This window comes from Acinetobacter sp. GD03645, from assembly GCF_029845285.1.
GTDB classification, from domain to species: domain Bacteria; phylum Pseudomonadota; class Gammaproteobacteria; order Pseudomonadales; family Moraxellaceae; genus Acinetobacter; species Acinetobacter corruptisaponis.
The window spans coordinates 63,858-86,938 of record NZ_JAOCLL010000016.1; the positions used below are offsets into that span (position 1 = coordinate 63,858).

Here is a 23,081-nt window from a genome sequence, read left to right on the forward strand (position 1 = left end):
GATGTAATGATCAATAAAAACCTCTCTCTCATTCCTCCTACTTTCTTAAGAACGAAACTTTATATTTCTGTTGTAGGGGTTATTTTTTCATCCATGGCATGTGCCCAGGATGCCCAGCAAGGCACGGCAACATTACCAACAATTGCTGTGACCGCAGGCAAGGAAGAAGTTGCCTATAAGTCTGGCAATATGGATATTCCCCGTACAGAAAATGATGTGCAGGCATATACCATGATTACCCAGGAAGAACTGGAACGATCAGGTGCAACCACTGTCACCGAAGCGATTGCCAAGTTACTACCCATGGCAACTTCAACCAACAATTCAAGTTATTTCACCGCAACCTCCAGCCAAATTAACTTACGGGGCTTGGGGGCAAGCCAGACTTTGGTCTTGATTAATGGCCGCCGTAGCGCAGGTACAGGTAACCGTGGTACAGCAGAGTCAACCCAGCAACCCAACTTAAATAATATTCCTTTGGCAGCGATTGAGCGTATTGAAGTATTACCTACCTCAGCAGCAGCGATTTATGGAAGTGGAGCTGTAGGTGGGGTGATTAATGTCATTCTGCGCAAGGATTATGTGGGTACTGATATTGATTTGCGCTATACGGATACGACGGATAACAAGCAACCTGTTAAGTCATTGAATGTGGTTTCAGGTTTTTCCCTGGAAGATGGTCGTACCCATGTCATGTTGACAGCCTCTAAAAAAGATCAGGATGGGTTATTGGTTAGGGAGCGTCCTTATAAAAATAAAGAGCGTCAGAATATTTTAAAAAATAATCCAGATGTGATTTATGGGACAACAAAAGACAATACTGTGGCCAATAATCCTCCTCCTGGAAATCTAACCAACATTCGTACAAAGGATGGGTCAGAGTTGATGTCTGGATGGGGATCTTCCATTGCCCATATTCCAGCGGGTTGGGATGGAAATGTAAATCACTTGGGTCAGGGTTATGCATTGGGATTAGGGTCGGGAGTAACAGCGTGGTCTGGAAATTCACCAATCCTATATGATACTGATACAGAATCTGTGGGGCTTTCCATCAATCGTGATTTTACTGATCGCTTAAATGTCTTTCTTGAAGCAGGTTATGAGCGAGAAAAGGGTTGGGGCTATAATGATGCACCACATGGCTATGGTGTGGTCACGGTCAGTAAAAATAGTCCACACAATCCCTTTGGCAAGGATATTCTGGTGAACTATGTTCTTGGTGCAGATAGTTTTGGCGCATGGTCTAAAGATACTTTCCAGACAACACAGAAGAAAGCTGCCACGGGTTTTACTTTTGATTTAACGCCTGAATGGCTACTGTCTGCGGATTATGCGTGGAGTAAATCTGATATTCGCCAACGTTATATCCGCAAAGGAACAACAAATCCAAAAGCGGTGCAGTGGAACAAGGATACCGCAAGTAATTCAATTGACTTTATTGAAGACTATACAAACAAGTCAACAGACCTGATCCAGAAATATTGGCATTACACCAAAAACAATACCCAGCAAACCCTCAATGATATGTCAATTCGTGCAACAGGCCCAATTGCCACTTGGTACGCGGGGGATATTCAACTGGCAACAGGGATTGAACACCGTCGTTATGAAAGCGAGGGTTTTGCTGACCATCAATATGTAGACAATCCATGGGTTAAACCAACAGAGCGAAAAACCCAGACATCAAGTGTTTATGCAGAATTTAATGTGCCATTGATTTCACCTGAACAAAATATTACTTTTGCCAAGTCGCTTGAGATGCAATTGGCAACACGCTATGAAGATTTCAAAGTTTCGGCAAAAGTACCTCAATACGATTCTAAAGCTGACTCCACCACAGGTTATAAGTCTAACTTATTGGGTTATAGCGACTCTGGCACAGCTAAATTTGATGCGATTACACCAACCATTGGTTTTAAGTTTGTACCAAATGATCAAGTCATGTTCCGTGCATCATATAGTGAGGGTTTTGTAACACCCACGGTTGGTCAATTAGCCTTGCCAACAATTGCTGAAAATACCAGTACCTCTTTAAAAGACCCTGTTACAGGTAAGATGTTGGGTACAGACACTGATATTATTTCTGGGGGGAATCCGAATATCACGCCAGAAAAATCAAAAAGTTATAATTTTGGTATGGTCTTAACCCCTGAAATGATTGAGAACCTGCGTTTATCTGTAGACTACTATCAAATTAAAAAAACCAACAATATTACTTCTGTTGCAGCCCAATACATTTTGGATAATCAGGGGAAGTACGCTGATCGGGTAAAGCGTGATGCCAATGGTAATGTTGAATCGATTGATACTACTTCATTTAATGCTTTAGGTTTAAAGACCAAGGGGATTGATACCAATCTCAATTATGCTTTTGATAGTCTAATTGGGAATACCTTGTTGAATCTTGGGTATACCTATGTAAAAGAATATCTACAACAGGATTCAGTCACCTCCCCTATAACTGATTTTGTGTCTATTGGCAGCAATAGTGCAGACTATCCGTTAAAACATCGTGCCAATGCTTCAATCTATTTACAGCCAAATGATACATGGGGCTTTGGTTGGGCTGCTCAGTATTATGGTGCTTACACCATTGAGAATGCCTCAGCGATTCTGAATCAGACAGGCCAGAATGCAACTGAATTAAAGATCAAGGATCAGATTTACCATGATGTGTTTGCAAAAGCAAAATTACCTTTATCAAAACGAAACATGGTTAAAGCGGCAGAAGTAGGTTTTGGTATCCAAAACTTGTTTAATGACTACACCGTGGATATGTCCAGTTCATCTGGATATATCAGCAAATATAGCGATCCACGTGGTCGTCAATACTATCTGAATCTTAAATTCTCTTTCTAATCAGTGAATAAATGAAATGACTATTATCGTTCGAATAGTAGTCATTTTTTATTTTTGGAATCTTTTTTATGACTACTGATCTGATCGCTCCCGTGGAACAGCCTGTTCCAACCAAAATATCTTCCAAAAAAGTAAAAACGGATAAGAAGTCAATCATTCGCTATCGCGTCATGATTTTCTTCCGATTTATTTTGGCTCTCTTTGGTGGTTATTATTTTGCCGCAATTGCAGCGATGTTGATGGGCGAGTTTTTTCATAGCGAACCCTTAAAAGCCAATGCAGTGATGAGTGCCACCATGCTGGCTTTTATCCTGCATTGTGGTGTGTTCATTTGGGTGTTTATGGTCAGCTCGACTTTAAAGGCATGGTTGGGCGTGATTTTGCCCAGTGTATTGATGACCGTGGTTTACTGGCTGATCAAGGGATAAGTGTATTATGCGTACTGATGGTAAGAACGAGGGCGCACGCCAGTCGATGTCATGGCTGCATACATGGATTAGCCTGTTGCTTGGCTGGCTGCTTTATGCCGTATTTTTAACAGGAACCCTGAGTTTTTTCCAGAATGAAATCACGGTCTGGATGAAACCTGAACTGCATCAATCAATCAATTATACCTCACAGCAACAGCAACTCAATTATGCTTTGCAATACCTGAATGAAAAGGGACAAAAAGCCGAAAGCTGGAATATCCGATTTGCCAATGAACGCCAACCCGCCATTACTTTAAATATTCGCAAAGCAGGGGAAAGCCGCCGCCGTGGTGGGGAAATTTATCTGGATGCCGCAACAGGACAGGAAATCAAGGCAAGGGAAACACGGGGTGGAGGTTTTCTCTATCGTTTCCATTTTGAACTGTATGGCATGGACCGCATTTGGGGGCGCTGGATTGTGGGGATTGCCACAATGTTTATGTTTGTTGCCATTATCAGTGGCATCATTACCCATAAAAAGATTTTTAAGGATTTCTTTACTTTTCGTCCCGCAAAGGGACAGCGTTCCTGGCTAGATGCCCATAATGCAACTGCCGTGTTTGCATTACCTTTTCATATCATGATTACCTTTAGTGGCCTTTTATTATTGATGTATTTATTCATGCCTTGGTCAATGAAGAGTAACTATGGCGATGGACAGGCATTTTACCAGGTCATCAATGAACCAGTGGCCAAAACACCTGAGCAGGCACGTTTATTGGCCGAGCAGAAACGTAAAGAGGCCCTGGAACGCGGTGGTCGAGATGAGCAACGGGGCAGAGGTGATGATCAAGCCAAAAAGCCTGAGCTTAGCCCAGCACCCATGGTTGATATTCTTGCATTGAATCATTCAGTTCAGCAGCAATGGAAAGATAATCCAATCGCCTATATTCGAGTGAATAAACCGAATACGGTAGAATCAGACATTGAATTCAATGCGACACGCACGACCACATTACTTGACCGTGAAAGTATCCCAACGCTTAAGTTTAATGGAGTAACAGGGCAGGTGATTGATGAAGCCCAACCTGTAAACTCGACACCAAAAGCAATTTATACCTTGGTGACATGGCTGCATATGGCGCATGGCGTGGATGCGGTATTACGCTGGCTACTGTTTTTGTCAGGTGTGCTTGGCACAATGATGGTGGCAACAGGGCTAATACTATGGACCGTCAAACGGGCGCCTGATGTACAGAAACTCGGTTATAAACCGTTTGGACATCGCTTCGTTGAGGTGATGAACGTCGCGGCGATTATTGGATTGCCTATTGCCTGCGCGGCATATTTCTGGTCAAACCGTTTCATTTCAGTACAAATTGCTGAGCGTTCACCTATTGAGATCAAGGTATTTTTTTATACATGGTTAGCCACTTTAATTTATGCGATTGTCCGTCAGCATCGTCAGGCATGGCTTGAGTTATTGGCTTTGGCGGCGGCAATGTATCTCATTACCCCAATCCTGAATATTGCTACAGGTGGTCGCGCTCTATGGAGCAGCATTTATCATGCGCAGTGGATGGTGGCAAGTTTTGACCTTATATGCCTGATTCTAGGTGTGCTGTTTGCCTATGGCTATTATAAGTTAAAGCGTTATCAAGGCCTGCCTGTCAAAGCGAAGAAAGTGGCAATGAAAGAGGAGCAAGCCTAATGTCTGCATGGATTTTATGGTGTATCTCAGTTTTTGCTTTCAGTAGCCTGGCATGTGGTATGAACAAGCATCAGCGAGACATTTTTACAGCTAAGGTGACTGAACAGAAAACCCGTTTATTTCAAATTGTTGGCTGGGTTGTCTTTGCTGTTTCAGCAGTGCTTGTACTGTTCTGGAAAGGTGCTTCCATTGGTATGGCCGAATGGCTGGGTTGTTTGACTTTTGCTGCCTTGGCAGTGGGTTTAACACTGACCTATTACCCTAAAAAACTATTTCAGTTAAATGGGGTGGTTGCGGGCTTGTTCATCATTTTCTTGATTGTATTCCTGATTTAAAGTGATTTATTTGCTTTTATTTTTAGTGAATGTTCCCACATTCTTTTTCAAGGGTGTGGGGATGACTGTAATTTGGTCTGGCGATAATATATGATCGTGAAATACATTTCCAAATAGAATTAGATAGATTCAACAAAAGTTAATACTTAACTTGCCTAAAACTTATGCATGTAGGCTCTGGGAGAGCTACAGTAAATTCATCTGATGAAAATTCCAGAATAAATTTAGATGGCTGAAATTTGAATACAAATATATTTTTTAGGAATTAGAGAATAATCCTAAAAGATGATACAGGTTAAAAATTATCTTTGACGGCTCTCCAGACGTTTGAGCACCAGTTTATAGATCGAATCCAGATAATCATTTAATGGTATCAGAACCTGACCAGATTTGCTTCGCACATACTTAAAATAAGGTGTGAGAGGGTAGAGATTACTTTCACAGACAATTACTTTCTGGAATCTATCCTTATCAAACTGGTCTGCGGTAATGTCAATGATGATGCCATTCACAATCAGGTAACAGTGTGATATTTCAGGCGTTCTGGACGTTACCTGAACCTTACCTTCCCGATAGTCAGGTTTAATTTGATGAACAGTTAATAAGTAGTATTGCAATAGTTCACAGGCATCTGCACCACATTCCTTGGGGAACTTACTAAATATTCCAGTGATAAAGCCATTCGTAACATGATCTAAAGCATCACGAAACTCATTTGCAATAATAGTCAGTTTTTCGACCTCATTTTGATAAGCCATATCATTTTCTTTCTTTAAGTCATTTGCATTAGTTATTATTAAAACTGATTAATTGTGAAATTGAATTAATTTTAACAGTTAAATTGTTAATAATATGATGAGTTGTAGTTTTTTTATTACTTATTAAATTTGGTTTTTTTAAGTTATCGAACTGGGTGTGCTTTGTAATTTTTTTAATAATTATCATTGTGTTGTATAAAAAGGTGTTTAGATTTGTATGACTTAACTTTAAAGAATAATTTTTTGTATTATAAAAGGAGTAGAGCTGACTTAAAAGGGGATTAAAAATGTTAAAAATTATGAAGATTGAAGAGAAAATTACTCAACTCGGGATAGGTGAGTTCTTGTTTGTCGGCCGTGATTTTAATATTAATGAAATGCAAAGCATACTTCACTATCTTAGAAATCTTGAAACAAAAAGGGTATTGGAAATTGTATATACCCATAAGGAGTCTGAAACAGGTACGTATTTAATTGATTTGATAAAAATACAAAAGATTCAAAGGTAGAGCACACAAAATGTTCAATCAGTATTTTAAAATATAGCACTGAGAATATTTAAAAGACTTTTGTTTTTAGTCTATGGTATTGATTTAAATATTTATTTATTCCTGGAAAATTAAATTTTTAAAATAAATAGCTAAATGAATGTTTGACCTCATCCTTAATAAGGAGTATAACGCTAACTCCCTAATGCGGGGTGGAGCAGTCTGGTAGCTCGTCGGGCTCATAACCCGAAGGTCGTTGGTTCAAATCCAACCCCCGCATCCAATATTTTTTGCTCTGTGATGTTTGTAAGGTCATTATTATTCAATGGATAATTGACCAGATTAGCTTAAATAACCCTAAATAAAGCTAAAAATTATTAAATTCTAGAAATGTCGTTCTATTTCCTCATCTATCTAGTGTTGTAGTAAATCCAAATAAATCGCTTGAGCTCAGTAATGAGTGATTTTGTTTTGAAAATTATTAATGAATGGTATGTTGCACAAGCCTGTAATGGCAATGAAATTAGTGTGCAAATTATCCCCCTAAAACGCCAGCAGAGCACCATCAATGGCTTTAAATGGGTGGAAGTTGGAAAGAAAGTGCTTTTATCCTCTGGACAGGAGGTTGAGCTTAATCTGGATGGTCGAAGTTTTTATACCTCTGTAAATAATCTGTATCATTTGACTTAATTTTAAATAAAGATTGCAAATGGTAGATAAGGGCGTATAGTGAATTAAGACGATAGGAAAATATTTTTGTCTCATTAAAATTCTTATTATGCAGTTTTAATTTTTATCTTTGCTTATTTGATATTTTAGTTTCAAAGTCTATTATTTTAAAGTTAAAAATCTTATTAATATATTCTCTAAAAGAGAAAGGATATAGTTATGTCTAGTTATATGAATGGTACAGTAAAGTGGTTTAATGAAACCAAAGGTTTTGGTTTTATCCAGTCGGATAATGGTCAGGATGTTTTCGCCCATTATAGTGAAATTGCAAATAATGGCTTTAAGACCCTGTTTGAGGGGCAACGTGTTAAGTTTGACGTAATGCAAGGCAAGAAAGGGCTTCAGGCAAGCAATATTACGGTGATGCCTTTAAGCTCTTAATTGCAGACATGGTTTTGATCGAATCCGTAGGCGATACGGTATATTTGAGCAGTAAACAGAATAAGCGTATTCCTTGAATTGGTCTGTATCAGACTATAAATGATAGGTTCAAATTACAACGCAAAGCATGAGATCGCATCATGCCGATCAAAAACCCACTTTTTACTAGAGTGGGTTTTTTACTCATTATTATTTTAAATTCTGGTAAATATATGATTATAATGCAATGAAAATAAATATTTTTATTCCAGTTGTCATGATTTTATCAATCTTGGGGTGTCAAAAAGAAACAGATAATATTTACAGTACACTTGAGTTTAATCATGTTAACAAGAAAATATTAGATTATTTAAATGTTTTAGATAGTGTGTATTCTGCTAAAGAAGAAAAAGTAAAAATACTATGTACAAGTTATCCTTATCTATATAGATATGAATATATACCTGCCTTATTAAAAGTTGTTCCAGACAAATATAACAAAGAAAATCTATTGAATGAGCTCGATTTCACCATGCAGTACTATCAAGATAAGCTTAGAATTGATTGTCATCATTTGATCGTGAATAAAGCCATAACTTCTTAAAGATAACATATTGATGCTTTGAAAGATGGATAGAGTTAAAAGGATATACTCCTAATGAGAACTTTGCTGATAGCATAAACTTGAGTGGTTCCGATGGCTAGCCTTCGTGGTAATCAGTAGCAAGCGTGTTCGATCATGATTGATAAACATGGCACTCATATGAAGCTCTAGATTTTTTATATAGTAGGGATAAGCGTTCCAGAACTCTTTGTTATCAATGACGTAACAAAAGATTAATTTTTATCATTAAAGCTATATAAAAGACATAATGAATAAGAATCATTACAATCTGAAATAATCCTGCTGTCATAATTTAAGAAAACAACTGCGGGAAATAATAATGCCTCAATATTTAAGAATAGCTGAAAATGTGTACAGGAACTTTCAGGAAAATGATAAGTTTGTGGCTGATAAACAGGAATGTTTAAACCTAATTATCAAACAGATTCGTAGGGAGTTGGTCGATACGGATTTGAAGCTGCTCTATAACTATATTGATTTCGCTGATAGATTTAACAGACCTATAACAGATGGGAAAATCAGTCTGGATATTAGTCTAATCCCAAGCTATAAGCATAAGGATGAGTTTGTTCTATGGCTTGCAGGGTTTATTGAAAAAATTACTGAGGGCGGGGTCAAGCGGTTGCCGCCGCTACATCAGGACATACCACCAGAATTTACCTTTCAAAGTGATCCAAATGTGATTTTAGATATACGAAATGAACACAGTGGTGAACGCATTATTTCCTATTTTAGAAGTGATGATTTTGCTGAGGAAATTAAGAATATTTAATTTCCAAGGAGATAGAGATTTTTTATGGTTTGAAGCAGAAAATCATATTTATAAAAAGAGAGAATCTGGAGTCTTTCTTTCTATAAATATTTTTGGGATCAACCCAGACTTTCCACAATACTGATCATCACCTCAGCGCAACCTTGGCGGGCAGCTCTGGCCTTGCTGTATTCTTCTGAATGATAACAGGCCTGCGCTGTTGCCAGGTCAAAAAACTCGATAATGACATGGCGTTGGTATTCTGGCCCCTCCATACAAATGGACTCACCACCGCGGGCAAGGAATTTAGCCCCATATTTTTCAAAGGCCAAGGGTGCCAGAGCCATATATTGTTTATATTGTTCCAGATCGTGAATGGTTACGTGAGCAATCCAGTAGGCAGACATTGATTTTCTTCCTTGATTTTAAAGTTTTGATAATCTTCTGTATCTCATACAAAAAATTAGCTATTTAAAATGTTTTTAGCAACGGTTGCCGCTTCCGCGATATGTTCAGCCACAGCCTGTTTGGCTTTTTCAGGGTCTTTATATAAATAGATCGCTTCACACATATTTTTAATGCGTTGGTAACCTGAAATTTCACGTTTGGTGGATTTCATGGTCATGGCACGCAGGCGGCTGATCCGTCCATTTAAACGTTGTACCACTTCCCAGGCAATCTGGTGCTTGGCTGTGGTAAAAATGGTTTCATACAGTTTTGCCGATGTTGAAATAATTAAATTAATATCATCACGGGCAAAGGCCTGTTCCAGTTCTGACAATAATTCCTTAAGGGTGTCACTGGTTTGTTCCGTGAGGTTTTTTGTACAGTCCGCAACTGCACTTTGCTCCAATAAAAGACGAATCTCGTAGATTTGCGATGCAATCTCCCAATTTAGCAGGGAAACAATAGGGCCTTTATTTGGCAGAATTTCCACCAGGCCTTCTGCCTCTAAATAGCGGATCACTTCGCGTACCACAGAACGGCTGACCCCCAGCTCTTCACATAAGGTTCTTTCAACCAGCCTTTTACCTGAAGGAAAGTAGCCCGTAATAATGGCGTTGCGGACTTTTCCTAAACATAGCTCTCGCAGGGTTACAGGTGGATTTTCAATTTTTAGATTCATAGATAACCAATCGTTCCCAATTTCATTATGCAAATTTTGTTACATCTGTCTTGTCTAAAAACAGCATAGCAAACTCTTGCTTTTTTTTCATTATGTATTATGGTATACCATAATACAAGTTAAAAGATAAATTCACTCGCAAGGAAATGCCATGAATCTAATCCGTAAAACAGTACTTCATGTTGAAACGACCTATGTCGATGGCGGTAAAGAAGCAGCAACACCATTAAAGATGGTGGCAGCTGCGGCTGTGATTAAAAATCCGTGGGCAGGGCAGGGCTATGTTGAAAACCTGACACCTGAAATTCGTCGTATTGCACCCATCTTAAGTGAGCATCTCACCAAGCTGATTATTGATGAGGTTGGTTCAGGTGAAGCTGTGGAAGCTTTTGGTAAAAGTGCGGTGGTGGGGCTGGATGGCGAGCTTGAACATGCATCCGCGCTTATCCATACCTTACATTTTGGTAACACTTACCGTGGCGCAGTTGGCGCAAAATCTTATCTAGCCTTTAACAACACACGCGGTCCTGCCAATGCACCGATCCTGATTCCCATGATGGATAAAAATGATGAGGGCCGCCGTTCACACTATTTGACCCTACAGTTTGCCATTCCAGATGCACCCGCGGCTGATGAGTTGGTGGTTGTGATTGGTGCTGCTACAAGTGGTCGTCCACACCATCGTATTGGCGACCGTTATCAGGATTTAAAGGAATTAGGTCATGATCTCGAAAATCCAGCAGCTGTCAAATAACCGTGTTGCTCATTATTTTGAGCAGGGTGAGGGAGAACCACTGGTTCTGATTCATGGTGTTGGAATGCAGGCGGCGGCATGGACTCCACAAATTGAGTATTTCTCAAAGCATTACCGAGTGATTTCCGTGGATATGCCAGGTCATGGACAAAGCACCAAGTTGGCGGATGATGCGCCGTTGCAGGACTTTGTAAACTGGACCATCGAGTTTATTAGCGCACTGGGTTTAGGTGCGGTGAATCTGGCGGGACATTCAATGGGTTCGCTGATTACCACAGGTGTAAGCGTCACCCGACCAGACCTGGTAAAACGGATGGCGGTGCTGAACGGGGTGTATAAACGTACTCCAGAGGCAAAGGATGCCGTGATCCAGCGGGCGGAAGAATTGAAGACAGGTCATATTGACATTGAGACACCATTGCAGCGCTGGTTTGGCGACAGTGAAATTGAGCAGCAGGCTGCACGCAAGGTTAAATCATGGTTAAAGGATGTTGATATATCTGGCTATGCAACGGCCTATTCAGCCTTTGCACGAGGTGATGCGGTATATGCGGATCAATGGTCAAACATTCACTGTCCAGCCCTGATTTTAACGGGCACGGGTGATCCCAACTCAACTGCGGAAATGGCAATCCAGATGGCCAGTCAGGCAAAAAATGGTAAGGCGGTTGTGATTGAGAATGAACGCCATATGGTGAACCTGACCGCACCAGACAAAGTGAACAATGCAATGCAGGCATGGTTGGAAACCAGCGTCTAGATTGCCACACATCAATGAAGGAATATGACAATGAGTGAAATGGAAACTGTCAATAAAATACGTGAGCTTCGTGATGCCTTTGGATCATTTATGACGGGCGTGACAGTGGTGACCACCTGTAAAGAGGATGGAACACCATTAGGCTTTACCGCAAACTCCTTTGCTTCGGTGTCTCTGGACCCAGCGCTGCTTTTGGTGAGCATTGCCAAGACATCCAGCAACTACCATAACTTTGCCAACGCATCGCACTTTGCTATCAATATCCTGTCGGAAGAGCAAAAGGATGTATCCAACACCTTTGCCCGTCCAAGTGATGACCGTTTTGCCCAACTGGCATGGTCAACAAGTGAACAGCAAAACCCATTGATTGATGGCGTGAGTGCATGGTTTGACTGCACCACGTATCAAATTGTGGATGCTGGCGATCATGCGATCCTGATTGGTCAGGTTGAGAATTTCGCCTCAGCAGGCTTTGCAGGCCTCGGTTATTACCGTGGTGCATATTTCACCCCAGCCAAATCATCCACCGATGTGATTTCAGGCATGAAAGTGATGATGATGGCGTTAATTGGACATGAAAACCAGATTCTGCTTGAGCAAACGGCTGACAATAAATGGACATTGCCGCATTTGCTGGTGGATAAGGATGGCGCGGAAAAAGCGCTGGAAAAAATCTTTGCGGCCTACCAGCCAGAGGCATCACCGAGTTTTATTTACTCTGTCTATGATGATGTGACCACGCAGCAGCAATATATCGCTTTCCTTTGTAATACGCCTGTACCAACGGCGCATAAAGGTCAATTTGTGGACCTGAATGAGCTTGAACAGCTCACTTTTGTGGACAGCGCGTTGCAGAGCATGTTGATGCGCTATCGCAAGGAAAATCATCTGAAAACCTATGGGGTTTATTACGGTAATCAAACCAGTGGAACGGTTCGTCAAATTGTTAAAGAGGAAGTTTAACCATGCGCTTTTCATTATTTGTACACATGGAACGTGTTTCTGACCAGCAAACGCAAAAGCAGCTTTATGATGAAATGATCGAGCTGTGCCAGATTGCCGACCGTGGTGGCATGCATGCCATCTGGACAGGTGAGCACCATGCCATGAACTTTACCATTGCGCCAAACCCATTTATCAATTTGGCTGACCTTGCCAACAAAACCCAGCATGTGCGTTTGGGTACGGGAACGGTGGTTGCGCCATTCTGGCATCCGATCAAGCTGGCGGGTGAGGCGGCCATGACCGACATTATCACCAATGGCCGTCTGGATATCGGGATTGCGCGTGGAGCCTATTCATTTGAATATGAACGCATGGTGCCAGGCATGGATGCATGGAGCGCGGGTCAGCGTTTACGTGAAATGATTCCAGCAATTAAAAACTTGTGGAAAGGCGACTACGAACATAACGGTGAGTTTTGGCAGTTCCCAAAAACCACATCTGCGCCACAACCATTGCAGCAGCCATATCCGCCTATCTGGGTGGCGGCGCGTGATCCCAACAGCCATGAATTTGCGGTACAGAACGGCTGTAATGTGCAGGTGACACCATTGCATTTCGGTGATGATGAAGTTGAGAAATTGATGGGTCATTTCAATGCAGCCTGTGAGAAGTTTGCCGATGTGCCACGCCCTGAAATCATGTTGCTGCGTCATACCTATGTGGCGGACAGTGAACAGGACGCGCAGTTGGCGGCTGATGAAATTAACAGCTTCTATAATTATTTTGGCGCATGGTTTAAAAACGAGCGTGAAATTACACAAGGCTTGATCGCGCCGATTAGCAAGGAAGAAATGGCACAACATCCATTCTATACGCCAGAAGCCATGCGTAAAAACAACGTGATTGGTCAGGCACAGGAAGTGATTGACCGCTTAAAAGCGTATGAGGCAATGGGTTATAACGAATATTCATTCTGGATTGATACGGGCATGAGCTTTGAACGTAAGAAAGCCTCATTGGAACGTATGATCAATGAAGTGATGCCTGCATTTGCATAGGAGAGAAGACATGACTTCTCAATTCCAGTTGTACATTAATGGTCAGTTTGAGGATGGTGCTGCGCAGTTTGATAGTATCAATCCAGCGACAGGTCAGGTTTGGGCGAAAATGCCTGAAGCACGTAGCGATGAAGTCAATCGTGCGGTTGCTGCGGCATCACAGGCCTTGCAGGATAGTGCGTGGGCGGACCTGACCGCATCACAGCGTGGCAAGTTGCTGTATAAACTTGCCGACCTGATTGAAAAGTCTGCACCACAACTGGCGCAGTATGAAACCAGTGACACAGGCAAGATCATTCGTGAAACTTCCAGCCAGATTGCCTATGTGGCGGAATACTACCGCTACTATGCAGGGATTGCGGACAAGCTTGAGGGCAGTTATCTACCCATCGACAAGCAGGATATGCAGGCCTGGACCATCCGCGAGCCTGTCGGGGTGGTGGCTGCGATTGTTCCCTGGAACAGTCAGCTATTTCTGTCGGCGGTTAAAGTTGGCCCAGCCTTGGCTGCGGGATGTACGGTTGTGCTGAAAGCCTCGGAAGAGGGGCCAGCACCGTTACTTGCCTTTGCCCGTCTGGTTCATGAAGCAGGCTTTCCAGCAGGTGTGGTCAATGTCATTACAGGCTTTGGTCCTGAATGTGGTGCGGTACTGAGTAGCCATCCAGATGTGGCGCATGTGGCATTTACGGGCGGTCCTGAAACCGCACGCCACATAGTGCGTAATTCTGCTGAAAACCTTGCCAAAGTGTCGCTTGAGCTGGGTGGAAAGTCTCCATTTATCGTGTTCGCAGATGCAGACCTACAAAGCGCAGTCAATGCACAGGTGGCCGCAATCTTTGCCGCTACTGGACAAAGCTGTGTCGCAGGTTCCCGTTTACTGGTTGAGGAAAGCATCAAGGATGAGTTTGTGCAGCGTTTGGTTGAACGTGTGCAAAGTATCAAAATTGGTTTGCCTGATGATATGGCAACTGAATATGGCCCTTTATGTACCTTACGCCAGCGCCATAAGATTGAGCAGGTGGTGGCAAGTTCCATTCAGCAAGGTGCGAAACTGTTGACAGGTGGTAAATCACTGGATCGTGAGGGCTATTATTATCCGCCAACAATTTTAGATTGTAGTGATGTGCCACAGGCGGACTGTGTCATGACTGAACTGTTTGGCCCTGTATTGTCTGTGGTCAGTTTTAGCACTGAAGCAGAAGCCATCCATAAAGCCAACAACACGCCTTATGGGCTTGCCGCAGGTGTATTTACCAATCATTTAAGCCGTGCCCACCGTATGACCAAGGCACTTCAGTCAGGCATTGTCTGGTTGAATACCTACCGTGCTGTATCACCGCTTGCACCTTTTGGTGGTCATGGCCTGTCTGGTCACGGGCGTGAAGGTGGTTCCGATGCGGTGCTGGATTACACCACCACTAAAACCGTGTGGCTGCGTACTTCAGACCAGCCGATTGATGATCCCTTTGTGATGCGATAGCACTGTAAAGAGAGAGGAAAGGATGTTGAGTTTCAGGGATGAATCTATGCAGATATTGAATTTCAGAATCCTATAAACCGAATCGTGGTTTAAAAAGATTGTTGTTGTTGGGCCTTAAAACGCATCAACCGTGTTCACTTGATCTTTTTTTGCCATTTATTCCTCAAAACTGCTGAAAACCAGTGTGTAACAACGACAGAAATAGAGGTCAGGTCATCTGGATATGGCACTGACCAGGCAGGTTGTGAAACCTAAGTTTACTCTCACAAATAGATTGATATTGAGGAAAATGAGTTCCTCAAAGAGAGATTAAGGATATGAGCCAAAATGAAAAAAATGCTTTCGCGATAGAAAGCCATTCAATTGATTACGTCGATCCATCAGAACGCAACGGCAAGGTTCGCGATCTGTTCACCCTATGGTTCTGTACCAACATTGCACCTTTGGCGGTTATTACGGGTGCGATGTCAATGTTAACCTTTAATTTAAGCCTGATCAGTGCCTTGGTGGCGATTTGCTGTGGGCACTTTTTTGGCGCCGCGATTCTGGCACTGACCTCTGCACAGGGACCACAGGTCGGTATTCCACAAATGATTCAAAGCCGTGCGCAGTTTGGGCGTTATGGTGCTTTGCTGGTGGTGCTGTTCACCACCCTGATTTATCTTGGTTTCTTCATTTCCAACATTATCCTGTCTGGAAAAACCCTGCATACCGTTGTTCCAGCCATTCCTGTTCCAACTGCCACCGTGATTGGGGCAATTGCCGCCACCACCATTGGCATTGTGGGCTATCACCTCATTCATAAATTTAACAAGATTGGCACCTGGTTTATGGGTGGATCATTACTGATTGGCTTGATGATCATGATTCCGCATATCAATGCCGATGTATTGGCAAAAGGCGCTTTCAACATGAAAGGCTGGTTTGCCATGTTTGGCCTGTGTGCGGTTTGGCAAATCAGTTTCTCACCATACACTTCAGACTATTCAAGATATTTACCTAAAAGTATCGGGATTTATAAACCTTTTATCTATACCTATCTCGGTGCGTCACTGGGAACCATCTTTGCGATGGGCTTTGGTACGGTTGCGGTCAGCATCGGTTCAGGTATAGATGCGATGGAGGCGGTCAAGTCAGGCACAGGTATATTCGGTTATGTACTGATGATTTTGTTCCTCTGCAATATTATCGGTCATAACGCCATGAATCTGTATGGTGCGGTTCTGTCCTGTATCACCTCAATCCAGACCTTTGCAGGGCAATGGATACCTAGTAAAAATGTCCGTATCGCGTTGTCCATTGTTGTACTTGTGCTTGCCACATTCACCGCATTGTGGGCTTCAAGCAACTTCATCAGTTTCTTCCTGAATGTGATTTTTGCCTTGCTGTTTATTCTGGTGCCTTGGGTGGCGATTAACCTGCTGGATTTCTATGTCATCAACAGGAAATCCTATGACATTCAATCTATCTTTGCACAGGACGGTGGCGTTTACGGCAAGTTTAATGCCAAAGCCCTCACTGCCTATTTTATTGGTATCGTGGTTCAAATTCCTTTCCTGACCAATGCATTTTTCACAGGGCCATTTGCCAGCCTGATTCCAGATGTGGATGTGTCGTGGGTAATTGGTTTGATGGTCACTTTTGTTGTGTATTACCTGTTTAATCTGGGAAAGATTAAATGCGCAAGTCCAGCATTCAACGCCAAGACACAACACTGAACTGAAAGGAATCTAAAACATGAAAAGAACTTATTTACAGCTTGCATTGGCCTCTGCGCTAACCGCAATGATTACACCAGGTTATGCAGGCATCAGCTTTGGTGATGCTAATAGTGAAACAGGTAAACTCACCGTTGCTGGTTATATACGTGGCAATTACCAGCTCAAGCACTATGGTGAAGATGCTGATGACCAGAAACTTCGTTTTGATGCGGCGCAACTGAAACTGGATTATGAGCGTGATGACCTGTTTGGTCATGTGGAATACCGTTGCTACCAATATGAACGCCTCTGTGATTTTTCCACCATGATTGATGCCTATGTGGGCTACCGCCTTAATCAAACCGACCAGCTTGTGGTGGGAATGCAGCCGATTCCATTTGGTGCGGGGCGCTTTTGGGGCAACAGTTTATATGGCAGCATCAACACCACCGCAGGGCTGGAAGATGTACACAATGTCGGTGTGAACTATCATGCTGAGTTGCCAACAGCAACCAAGTTTGATGTGGGGTATTTTGCCATTGATGGTGGTCATTACTCAGGTCAGTACACTCCTGATTCAGGACGCTATACCTCAAACTATGTCCATTCCGATGATCCGACCCAAACTGATCTACAGGAAAAAAATATGTGGATTGCACGCGTCAGCCAAGATATTGCATTGGGGATTGATGGCTTGGGTACACAGGTGGGAGCGTCCTACTGGAGATCCGACATTGACAATAAAAGCACTGATCAGACAGGTCGCCGTGAGGCTTGGGCAGTCTTTGGCAAGGTCAATTATGGCAATTTGGGTGTGACCCTGACAGGGGGCAAAAATGATGTGAGCAATAAGGACCTTGTTCAGCCAGAAGCATCATTGATGGGTTCTTATGACAGTGAATATCAGGTTGCCAATAAAGCCAGCTATTACACTGTAGATGCAGGTTATAGTTTTAAGAATGTAGGCAAGATTGGTCATATTACCCCATATGTCATGCATAGCCGATATGACAAGGATATGGATGCAGCCAAGGATTCCATCCGTAATATTATTGGCGTGACTATCGACCATAAACAACTGTCATTGGTGGCGGAATATATCATGGGTAAGAATGACCCGTTTATTGGCGGAACCGCAAGCTCATTGGCGCTGGGTGATGACAACAAATGGAATAAGTTGCTGAATTTGACTTTATTCTATTATTTCTAAGGCAATGCAATACGTCGGGCAACCGAAAAAAATTTTCAAGATTTTTATGGTATGCCATAATACAAGAAATTTTAACCATTTTCCTATTTAACGAAAATGCTTAAATGGGATAAGAAATTAGTCCTGAAATTAGAAAGAATCAGCAGGCTTAATTATTATTGATGCTGTTCTTAAACTGATTGATGGACACTGTATGGAAAGGTGATTTATGCAACTCGATCAAATGCCCCTGTTTCACCAGCAAGCCTTTGTTGCTGGGCAATGGTGTGATGCTGACAGCCAGCAGACCACAGACATCTATAATCCAGCGACACAGGAGATTATTGGGACTGTGCCGAATATGGGCAAGGCCGAGGCGGAACGGGCAATTCAGGCTGCGGTCAATGGCTGGGCTGCATGGAAAAATAAAACTGCCAAAGACCGTTCCATCATTTTAAAAAAATGGTTTGACTTGATGGTGCAGCATGCGGATGAGTTGGCATTTATCCTCACCAGTGAACAGGGTAAACCGCTTGCCGAGGCAAGGGGGGAAATTCTCTATGCCGCCAGTTTTATTGAATGGTTTGCCGAGGAAGCCAAACGTGTTTATGGCGATGTGATTCCAAGTCCTTATCCAGATGCCCGTATCGTTGTCAGTAAACAGCCGATTGGTCTGGTGGCCGCCATTACACCATGGAATTTCCCTGCGGCGATGATTACCCGTAAGGTGGGACCTGCATTGGCGGCAGGTTGCCCGTGTATCGTCAAACCTGCACCTGAAACGCCGTTTACGGCATTGGCCTTGGTTGATCTGGCGGTGCAGGCAGGTGTTCCTGCGGAGATTTTTACGGTCATTACAGGAGATGCGGTCACTATTGGCGATGCGATTTTTGAAAGTGATGATGTACGTAAATTTACCTTTACGGGTTCAACACCAGTGGGCAAATTGCTGTATCAACGTTCAGCGCAAACCCTGAAAAAGGTGTCCCTGGAATTGGGGGGTAATGCGCCATTTATCGTGTTTGATGATGCTGATCTGGATGCTGCAATTGAGGGTGCACTGATTGCCAAATACCGCAATGCAGGACAGACCTGTGTCTGTGTCAACCGATTTCTGGTTCAGGAAGGTATTTACGAGAAATTTATTGCCGCATTAAAAGAAAAAGTGGCAGCCTTTGCAATTGGTAACGGTTTGCAGCAGGGCAATGAGATTGGCCCACTGATCAATGAAAATGCGGTGAAAAAAGTCGAGGCGCATGTGGCGGATGCGTTGGCAAAATCAGCCCGTTTAATTGCAGGCGGCCAACGTCATGGTGCAGGTGAACTGTTCTATCAACCCACCATTATTGCTGATGTTACAAACGAAATGGATGTTGCGACACAGGAAACCTTTGGACCTTTGGCCGCCATCTTTAAGTTTGAGACTGAACAGCAGGCGCTTGAAATGGCGAATGCCACTGAGTTTGGTTTGGCCGCCTATTGCTATACGCAGGATTTGGGACGAGCCTGGCGCATGAGTGAGCAGCTTGAATATGGAATGGTCGGGATTAACAAGGGCCTGATCTCCAATGAGGTTGCACCGTTTGGTGGAGTTAAGTCGTCAGGTTTGGGGCGTGAAGGCTCAAAATATGGTATGGATGACTATCTGGAAATTAAATACACCTTGTTTGGAGGCATTTAAATGAGCAATGAAAAGTTTGAAAAAGGTCTGGCAATTCGTAAACAGGTTTTGGGTGATGAATATGTCAATAATTCCATCAACAATGCCGATGACTTTAATTTGCCCTTGCAGGAGTTGGTGACGGAATATTGCTGGGGTGCGGTCTGGGGACGTGAGGAACTGAGTAAGCCTGAACGCAGCCTGATTAATCTGGCGATGATTTCTGCACTGAACCGCCCGCATGAACTGAAACTGCATGTCAAGGGCGCATTGCGCAATGGCGTGCCGAAAGAAAAAATCCGTGAAGTGCTGTTACAAGTCGCCATCTATTGTGGTGTGCCTGCGGCAGTGGATAGTTTCCGTATCGCCAAGGAAGCGATCAAGGAATATGAGCAGGAAAATAGCTGATTAAATTATTGGGCAGAGATCATACTTGAATAAATGTGAGATTTGCCCAAGGACATGGTTTAGAAATCTACAAATGCAAAAAGAATTTACATCATTCACTATGATTTAAACTGAAATCATGATTATGCTGATAGATCATTTATTTTCTAAATAGTGAATGGCTTGGTATATAGGCATGTATATGCAGTCTTGGGCAGTAATGGTGTAAATTATTGCCCAGCCAAAGTTCTTTGTAGCGGGTCTGTTTGAATATTAAAAGCCTGCGGAACTTAAGTGAATAAAATTTGATATGTGACGGAACATTTAAAGAGTACGGTATGTTTGTGAATTCTGGTAAAACTAAAAAACCTTTGTATATTCCTTATGCTGGAAATGCTCTTTTAGAACTTCCTTTATTAAATAAGGGGTCTGCCTTTTCTGAAGAGGAACGGGAAAATTTCAATTTACATGGCTTGGTTCCCTACAACATTGAAAGCATTGAGGAACAAACACAACGTTCCTATCAGCAGTACCTTTCATTCGACAACGACCTGAACAGGCATATTTATCTAAGAAATATACAGGACACCAACGAAACCCTTTTCTATCGCCTGCTCAGCCAGCATCTGGATGAAATGCTGCCGATCATCTATACCCCAACAGTGGGGGAGGCTTGCCAGCGATTCTCAGATATCTATCGCCGTCATCGTGGCATTTTCATTTCATATCCTGAACGCCAATATATCGACCAGATTATTCATAATGTGAATAAGAAAAATGTAAAGGTCATCGTGATTACCGATGGTGAACGTATTCTTGGTTTAGGCGATCAGGGCATTGGTGGGATGGGGATTCCGATTGGAAAATTGTCACTCTATACCGCGTGTGGTGGCATCAGCCCAGCCTATACTTTGCCAATCACCATTGATGTGGGTACCAATAATCAGGAATTACTCAACGATCCAATTTATATGGGCTGGAAGCAACCACGTATTCGGGGTGAGCAATATTACCAGTTTGTTGAAGAAATTATTGCTGCGGTGCGCGCACGCTGGCCCAATGTTCTGATCCAGTTTGAAGATTTTGCCCAACAAAATGCCATGCCGTTACTCACCCAGTATCGGGATAAAATTTGCTGTTTTAATGATGATATACAGGGTACGGCTGCGGTGACGGTTGCGACACTCATTGCAGCATCGCGGGCACAGGGTAAACAACTCAAGGACCAAACCATTACCTTTGTGGGGGCAGGCTCGGCAGGTTGTGGAATTGCTGAACATATTGTAAGGCAAATGATTGATGAGGGCCTAAGCGACCATGAGGCTCGTTCACGCATCTTTATGGTGGACCGTTTTGGTTTGATGACAGATCAGCAGCCAAACCTGTTGGATTTCCAGCAAAAACTTGCTACACCAGTTCATGCAATTACAGGATGGGAACATTCAGGGGAACTGGTTTCGCTTCTGGATGTGGTGAAAAACGCCAAACCAAGCATCCTGATCGGGGTCTCTGGACAGGCTGGATTATTTAGCGAAGAGGTGATCAAGACTCTGGCTAAATATTATAAGCACCCAATTGTACTGCCACTATCCAACCCAACCTCTCAAGTGGAAGCACAGCCTAAGGATATTATTGAGTGGACACAGGGTGCAGCAATTGTGGCGACAGGCAGCCCATTTGCACCTGTCTATTTTCAGGAAAAATATTATTCAATTGCCCAGTGCAACAACTCCTATATTTTTCCTGGCATAGGGCTGGGTGTGATTGCATGTGGAGCAAGCCATATCAGCGATGCGATGTTGATGGCTGCAAGTACCGCCTTGGCGGACTGTTCACCACGCTTGAAGAATGCGGCAGCTGATTTGTTGCCAAATATCAACGATATTCAGCAAGTTTCCAGGTTCATTGCATTTAAAGTGGCAAAAGCTGCGATGGCGGATGGCTTGGCTGTACCCATGAGTAATGATGCGCTGGCATTGGCAATAGAACACAATTTCTGGACACCTGAGTATCGAAATTATCGTCGGGTGGTGTTTTAGCTCAAAACAGTTAGCTAAGATACTGATGCGCAAAGTCAGCAATTTCCCGTATAGATTGGCTGGCTTCTTTTAAAATTCCTGCATGAAACTGGAAAACATGCCCCACGCCATTGTAGACTTTAGATTGAATAGTTACGCCATCTTTCTCTAGTTTTTGTGCAATGCGTTTTGCATCATCCAAAAGCAGTTCTTCTGTACCCACATGAATTAAGGTGGGGGCCAAACCGCTTAGATCGGCATAGAGTGGAGAGCAGGATGGAGAGGTTACTTGTTGCTTGCCAGAATAATTTTGTGCACACCATTGCAACCATTCTGGACGTAGCATTGCGTCACGGGCAATATGAGTCTTTAAACTTTCCCCTGATAAACTTAAATCGACCCAGGGAGAAAGCAGCACCAGTGCAGCAGGTTGTGGCAGTCCAGCTTCACGAATCGCTATTGCCGTTAATAGACTTAAACCACCGCCAGCGGAGTCCCCAGCAATGATTAATTTGTTTGGGTCGTGTCCATTGGCTAACAGTGTTTTATACACAAACAAGGCATCTGCCATTGCGGCAGGGCTTGGATGTTCTGGAGCCAAACGGTATTCAGGAAGCCAGACCTTAGCCTGAATTGCATGACCAAGATGTGCTGCCAGTTTGGCATGACTTTTGGCACTGCCAACCACATAGCCACCACCATGCAAATATAAAACGCCATAACCCTCTAATGTGGTTTTAGGCTGAATTTCGAGGGTGGGAATCTGACCAATCATTTGTTTTTGCGTTTTATAGCCAGACGGACCCATTAAGATGGTACTTGCCAGATCACTGCATAAACGTTGAATCTTCAGTGGAACTTTAGGCGATAAGGCAGGGCGCAAGGTATGGCTGATGGTCCAGGCGAGAACTTGCTTCATAAATAATGACTCATATCTGCTATTAAAAAAAGATTGACCATCTATGGATGGTCAATGAA

General features: G+C 42.9%; 23 protein-coding genes and 1 tRNA gene. 20 read left to right on the plus strand and 4 right to left on the minus strand.

All coding sequences use genetic code 11. The features are described 5' to 3' along the window. Positions 1-6 precede the first annotated feature (6 nt). The 4 genes from N5J47_RS13360 to N5J47_RS13375 all read left to right on the plus strand — a co-directional run bounded on the left by N5J47_RS13360 (position 7) and on the right by N5J47_RS13375 (position 5,315). Complete coding sequence (locus N5J47_RS13360; RefSeq protein ID WP_347815014.1) at positions 7-2,859, plus strand: TonB-dependent receptor; 2,853 nt, start codon at positions 7-9, stop codon at positions 2,857-2,859. 68 nt (positions 2,860-2,927) lie between these two features. After that, the gene (locus N5J47_RS13365; protein WP_279960697.1) at positions 2,928-3,287 is read left to right on the plus strand and encodes a DUF3649 domain-containing protein; all 360 of its coding nucleotides are present in this window, start codon (positions 2,928-2,930) and stop codon (positions 3,285-3,287) included. Positions 3,288-3,294: 7 nt separating this feature from the next. Next, positions 3,295-4,980, plus strand: a complete 1,686-nt coding sequence (locus N5J47_RS13370) for a PepSY-associated TM helix domain-containing protein (protein WP_279960696.1) — start codon at positions 3,295-3,297, stop codon at positions 4,978-4,980. Further along, complete coding sequence (locus N5J47_RS13375; RefSeq protein ID WP_279960695.1) at positions 4,980-5,315, plus strand: DUF3325 domain-containing protein; 336 nt, start codon at positions 4,980-4,982, stop codon at positions 5,313-5,315. Before N5J47_RS13370 ends, N5J47_RS13375 begins: the two co-directional genes overlap by 1 nt. A 302-nt stretch (positions 5,316-5,617) precedes the next feature. Here N5J47_RS13375 and N5J47_RS13380 read toward each other — a convergent pair whose 3' ends face one another. Further along, the gene (locus N5J47_RS13380; protein WP_279960694.1) at positions 5,618-6,073 is read right to left on the minus strand and encodes a hypothetical protein; all 456 of its coding nucleotides are present in this window, start codon (positions 6,071-6,073) and stop codon (positions 5,618-5,620) included. Between the two features lie 287 nt (positions 6,074-6,360). Between N5J47_RS13380 and N5J47_RS13385 the strand changes: the two genes are divergently transcribed. The 6 genes from N5J47_RS13385 to N5J47_RS13410 all read left to right on the plus strand — a co-directional run bounded on the left by N5J47_RS13385 (position 6,361) and on the right by N5J47_RS13410 (position 9,047). Further along, the gene (locus N5J47_RS13385) at positions 6,361-6,582 is read left to right on the plus strand and encodes a hypothetical protein (protein WP_279960693.1); all 222 of its coding nucleotides are present in this window, start codon (positions 6,361-6,363) and stop codon (positions 6,580-6,582) included. Between the two features lie 185 nt (positions 6,583-6,767). Further along, positions 6,768-6,844, plus strand: a tRNA-Met gene (locus tag N5J47_RS13390). A gap of 173 nt (positions 6,845-7,017) precedes the next feature. Next, a complete protein-coding gene (locus N5J47_RS13395; protein WP_279961285.1) occupies positions 7,018-7,251 on the plus strand; it encodes a transposase in 234 nt (77 codons plus the stop codon). Between the two features lie 198 nt (positions 7,252-7,449). Next, entirely contained in the window at positions 7,450-7,671 is a 222-nt protein-coding gene (locus N5J47_RS13400; protein ID WP_267979182.1) for a cold-shock protein, read from the plus strand. Between the two features lie 226 nt (positions 7,672-7,897). Next, positions 7,898-8,254: a hypothetical protein gene (locus tag N5J47_RS13405; RefSeq protein WP_279961284.1), complete on the plus strand. Its 357-nt coding sequence runs from the start codon at positions 7,898-7,900 to the stop codon at positions 8,252-8,254. Between the two features lie 340 nt (positions 8,255-8,594). Then, positions 8,595-9,047, plus strand: a complete 453-nt coding sequence (locus tag N5J47_RS13410; RefSeq protein ID WP_279961283.1) for a hypothetical protein — start codon at positions 8,595-8,597, stop codon at positions 9,045-9,047. 98 nt (positions 9,048-9,145) lie between these two features. Here the strand turns inward: N5J47_RS13410 and N5J47_RS13415 are convergent, their stop codons facing one another. Both N5J47_RS13415 and N5J47_RS13420 read right to left on the minus strand, forming a co-directional pair. Then, a complete protein-coding gene (locus tag N5J47_RS13415; RefSeq protein WP_279961282.1) occupies positions 9,146-9,433 on the minus strand; it encodes a DUF1330 domain-containing protein in 288 nt (95 codons plus the stop codon). 56 nt (positions 9,434-9,489) lie between these two features. Then, positions 9,490-10,152 carry a GntR family transcriptional regulator gene (locus tag N5J47_RS13420; RefSeq protein WP_279961281.1) on the minus strand — a complete coding sequence of 221 codons (663 nt, stop codon included), beginning with the start codon at positions 10,150-10,152 and terminating at the stop codon, positions 9,490-9,492. A 151-nt stretch (positions 10,153-10,303) separates the two neighbouring features. Between N5J47_RS13420 and N5J47_RS13425 the strand changes: the two genes are divergently transcribed. From N5J47_RS13425 to N5J47_RS13470, 10 genes are all read left to right on the plus strand, one after another. Further along, positions 10,304-10,906, plus strand: coding sequence for an amino acid synthesis family protein (locus tag N5J47_RS13425; protein ID WP_267979187.1), 603 nt, complete (start codon positions 10,304-10,306; stop codon positions 10,904-10,906). Beyond that, the gene (locus N5J47_RS13430) at positions 10,875-11,666 is read left to right on the plus strand and encodes an alpha/beta fold hydrolase (RefSeq protein WP_279961280.1); all 792 of its coding nucleotides are present in this window, start codon (positions 10,875-10,877) and stop codon (positions 11,664-11,666) included. Before N5J47_RS13425 ends, N5J47_RS13430 begins: the two co-directional genes overlap by 32 nt. 30 nt (positions 11,667-11,696) lie before the next feature. Then, positions 11,697-12,629, plus strand: a complete 933-nt coding sequence (tgnA, locus tag N5J47_RS13435) for a flavin-dependent trigonelline monooxygenase reductase component (RefSeq protein WP_279961279.1) — start codon at positions 11,697-11,699, stop codon at positions 12,627-12,629. A gap of 2 nt (positions 12,630-12,631) precedes the next feature. Continuing rightward, complete coding sequence (gene tgnB / locus N5J47_RS13440; RefSeq protein ID WP_279961278.1) at positions 12,632-13,669, plus strand: flavin-dependent trigonelline monooxygenase oxygenase component; 1,038 nt, start codon at positions 12,632-12,634, stop codon at positions 13,667-13,669. Between the two features lie 10 nt (positions 13,670-13,679). Continuing rightward, positions 13,680-15,149 carry a (Z)-2-((N-methylformamido)methylene)-5-hydroxybutyrolactone dehydrogenase gene (gene tgnC / locus N5J47_RS13445; protein WP_279961277.1) on the plus strand — a complete coding sequence of 490 codons (1,470 nt, stop codon included), beginning with the start codon at positions 13,680-13,682 and terminating at the stop codon, positions 15,147-15,149. A 317-nt stretch (positions 15,150-15,466) separates the two neighbouring features. Next, complete coding sequence (locus N5J47_RS13450; RefSeq protein WP_279961276.1) at positions 15,467-16,867, plus strand: cytosine permease; 1,401 nt, start codon at positions 15,467-15,469, stop codon at positions 16,865-16,867. 19 nt (positions 16,868-16,886) lie between these two features. Next, a complete protein-coding gene (locus N5J47_RS13455; protein WP_279961275.1) occupies positions 16,887-18,059 on the plus strand; it encodes a hypothetical protein in 1,173 nt (390 codons plus the stop codon). A gap of 208 nt (positions 18,060-18,267) precedes the next feature. Next, on the plus strand, positions 18,268-19,719 hold the full coding sequence (locus N5J47_RS13460) for an NAD-dependent succinate-semialdehyde dehydrogenase (RefSeq protein WP_279961274.1): 1,452 nt from the start codon (positions 18,268-18,270) through the stop codon (positions 19,717-19,719). Next, positions 19,720-20,106, plus strand: a complete 387-nt coding sequence (locus N5J47_RS13465; protein ID WP_279961273.1) for a carboxymuconolactone decarboxylase family protein — start codon at positions 19,720-19,722, stop codon at positions 20,104-20,106. It begins immediately after the preceding gene. 317 nt (positions 20,107-20,423) lie between these two features. After that, the gene (locus N5J47_RS13470) at positions 20,424-22,124 is read left to right on the plus strand and encodes an NAD-dependent malic enzyme (RefSeq protein WP_279961272.1); all 1,701 of its coding nucleotides are present in this window, start codon (positions 20,424-20,426) and stop codon (positions 22,122-22,124) included. A 10-nt stretch (positions 22,125-22,134) separates the two neighbouring features. On the opposite strand, the gene N5J47_RS13475 is transcribed toward N5J47_RS13470, so the two are convergent. Beyond that, positions 22,135-23,022: an alpha/beta hydrolase gene (locus tag N5J47_RS13475; RefSeq protein WP_279961271.1), complete on the minus strand. Its 888-nt coding sequence runs from the start codon at positions 23,020-23,022 to the stop codon at positions 22,135-22,137. Positions 23,023-23,081: the final 59 nt, after the last annotated feature.

What these genes read in the sequence shown, in the direction of transcription:
- N5J47_RS13360 (WP_347815014.1), top strand. Translation starts at nt 7, where the DNA reads ATGATCAATAAAAACCTCTCTCTCATTCCTCCTACTTTCTTAAGAACG.
- N5J47_RS13365 (WP_279960697.1), top strand. Translation starts at nt 2,928, where the DNA reads ATGACTACTGATCTGATCGCTCCCGTGGAACAGCCTGTTCCAACCAAA.
- N5J47_RS13370 (WP_279960696.1), top strand. Translation starts at nt 3,295, where the DNA reads ATGCGTACTGATGGTAAGAACGAGGGCGCACGCCAGTCGATGTCATGG.
- N5J47_RS13375 (WP_279960695.1), top strand. Translation starts at nt 4,980, where the DNA reads ATGTCTGCATGGATTTTATGGTGTATCTCAGTTTTTGCTTTCAGTAGC.
- N5J47_RS13380 (WP_279960694.1), bottom strand. Translation starts at nt 6,073, where the DNA reads ATGGCTTATCAAAATGAGGTCGAAAAACTGACTATTATTGCAAATGAG.
- N5J47_RS13385 (WP_279960693.1), top strand. Translation starts at nt 6,361, where the DNA reads ATGTTAAAAATTATGAAGATTGAAGAGAAAATTACTCAACTCGGGATA.
- N5J47_RS13395 (WP_279961285.1), top strand. Translation starts at nt 7,018, where the DNA reads ATGAGTGATTTTGTTTTGAAAATTATTAATGAATGGTATGTTGCACAA.
- N5J47_RS13400 (WP_267979182.1), top strand. Translation starts at nt 7,450, where the DNA reads ATGTCTAGTTATATGAATGGTACAGTAAAGTGGTTTAATGAAACCAAA.
- N5J47_RS13405 (WP_279961284.1), top strand. Translation starts at nt 7,898, where the DNA reads ATGAAAATAAATATTTTTATTCCAGTTGTCATGATTTTATCAATCTTG.
- N5J47_RS13410 (WP_279961283.1), top strand. Translation starts at nt 8,595, where the DNA reads ATGCCTCAATATTTAAGAATAGCTGAAAATGTGTACAGGAACTTTCAG.
- N5J47_RS13415 (WP_279961282.1), bottom strand. Translation starts at nt 9,433, where the DNA reads ATGTCTGCCTACTGGATTGCTCACGTAACCATTCACGATCTGGAACAA.
- N5J47_RS13420 (WP_279961281.1), bottom strand. Translation starts at nt 10,152, where the DNA reads ATGAATCTAAAAATTGAAAATCCACCTGTAACCCTGCGAGAGCTATGT.
- N5J47_RS13425 (WP_267979187.1), top strand. Translation starts at nt 10,304, where the DNA reads ATGAATCTAATCCGTAAAACAGTACTTCATGTTGAAACGACCTATGTC.
- N5J47_RS13430 (WP_279961280.1), top strand. Translation starts at nt 10,875, where the DNA reads ATGATCTCGAAAATCCAGCAGCTGTCAAATAACCGTGTTGCTCATTAT.
- tgnA (WP_279961279.1), top strand. Translation starts at nt 11,697, where the DNA reads ATGAGTGAAATGGAAACTGTCAATAAAATACGTGAGCTTCGTGATGCC.
- tgnB (WP_279961278.1), top strand. Translation starts at nt 12,632, where the DNA reads ATGCGCTTTTCATTATTTGTACACATGGAACGTGTTTCTGACCAGCAA.
- tgnC (WP_279961277.1), top strand. Translation starts at nt 13,680, where the DNA reads ATGACTTCTCAATTCCAGTTGTACATTAATGGTCAGTTTGAGGATGGT.
- N5J47_RS13450 (WP_279961276.1), top strand. Translation starts at nt 15,467, where the DNA reads ATGAGCCAAAATGAAAAAAATGCTTTCGCGATAGAAAGCCATTCAATT.
- N5J47_RS13455 (WP_279961275.1), top strand. Translation starts at nt 16,887, where the DNA reads ATGAAAAGAACTTATTTACAGCTTGCATTGGCCTCTGCGCTAACCGCA.
- N5J47_RS13460 (WP_279961274.1), top strand. Translation starts at nt 18,268, where the DNA reads ATGCAACTCGATCAAATGCCCCTGTTTCACCAGCAAGCCTTTGTTGCT.
- N5J47_RS13465 (WP_279961273.1), top strand. Translation starts at nt 19,720, where the DNA reads ATGAGCAATGAAAAGTTTGAAAAAGGTCTGGCAATTCGTAAACAGGTT.
- N5J47_RS13470 (WP_279961272.1), top strand. Translation starts at nt 20,424, where the DNA reads ATGTTTGTGAATTCTGGTAAAACTAAAAAACCTTTGTATATTCCTTAT.
- N5J47_RS13475 (WP_279961271.1), bottom strand. Translation starts at nt 23,022, where the DNA reads ATGAAGCAAGTTCTCGCCTGGACCATCAGCCATACCTTGCGCCCTGCC.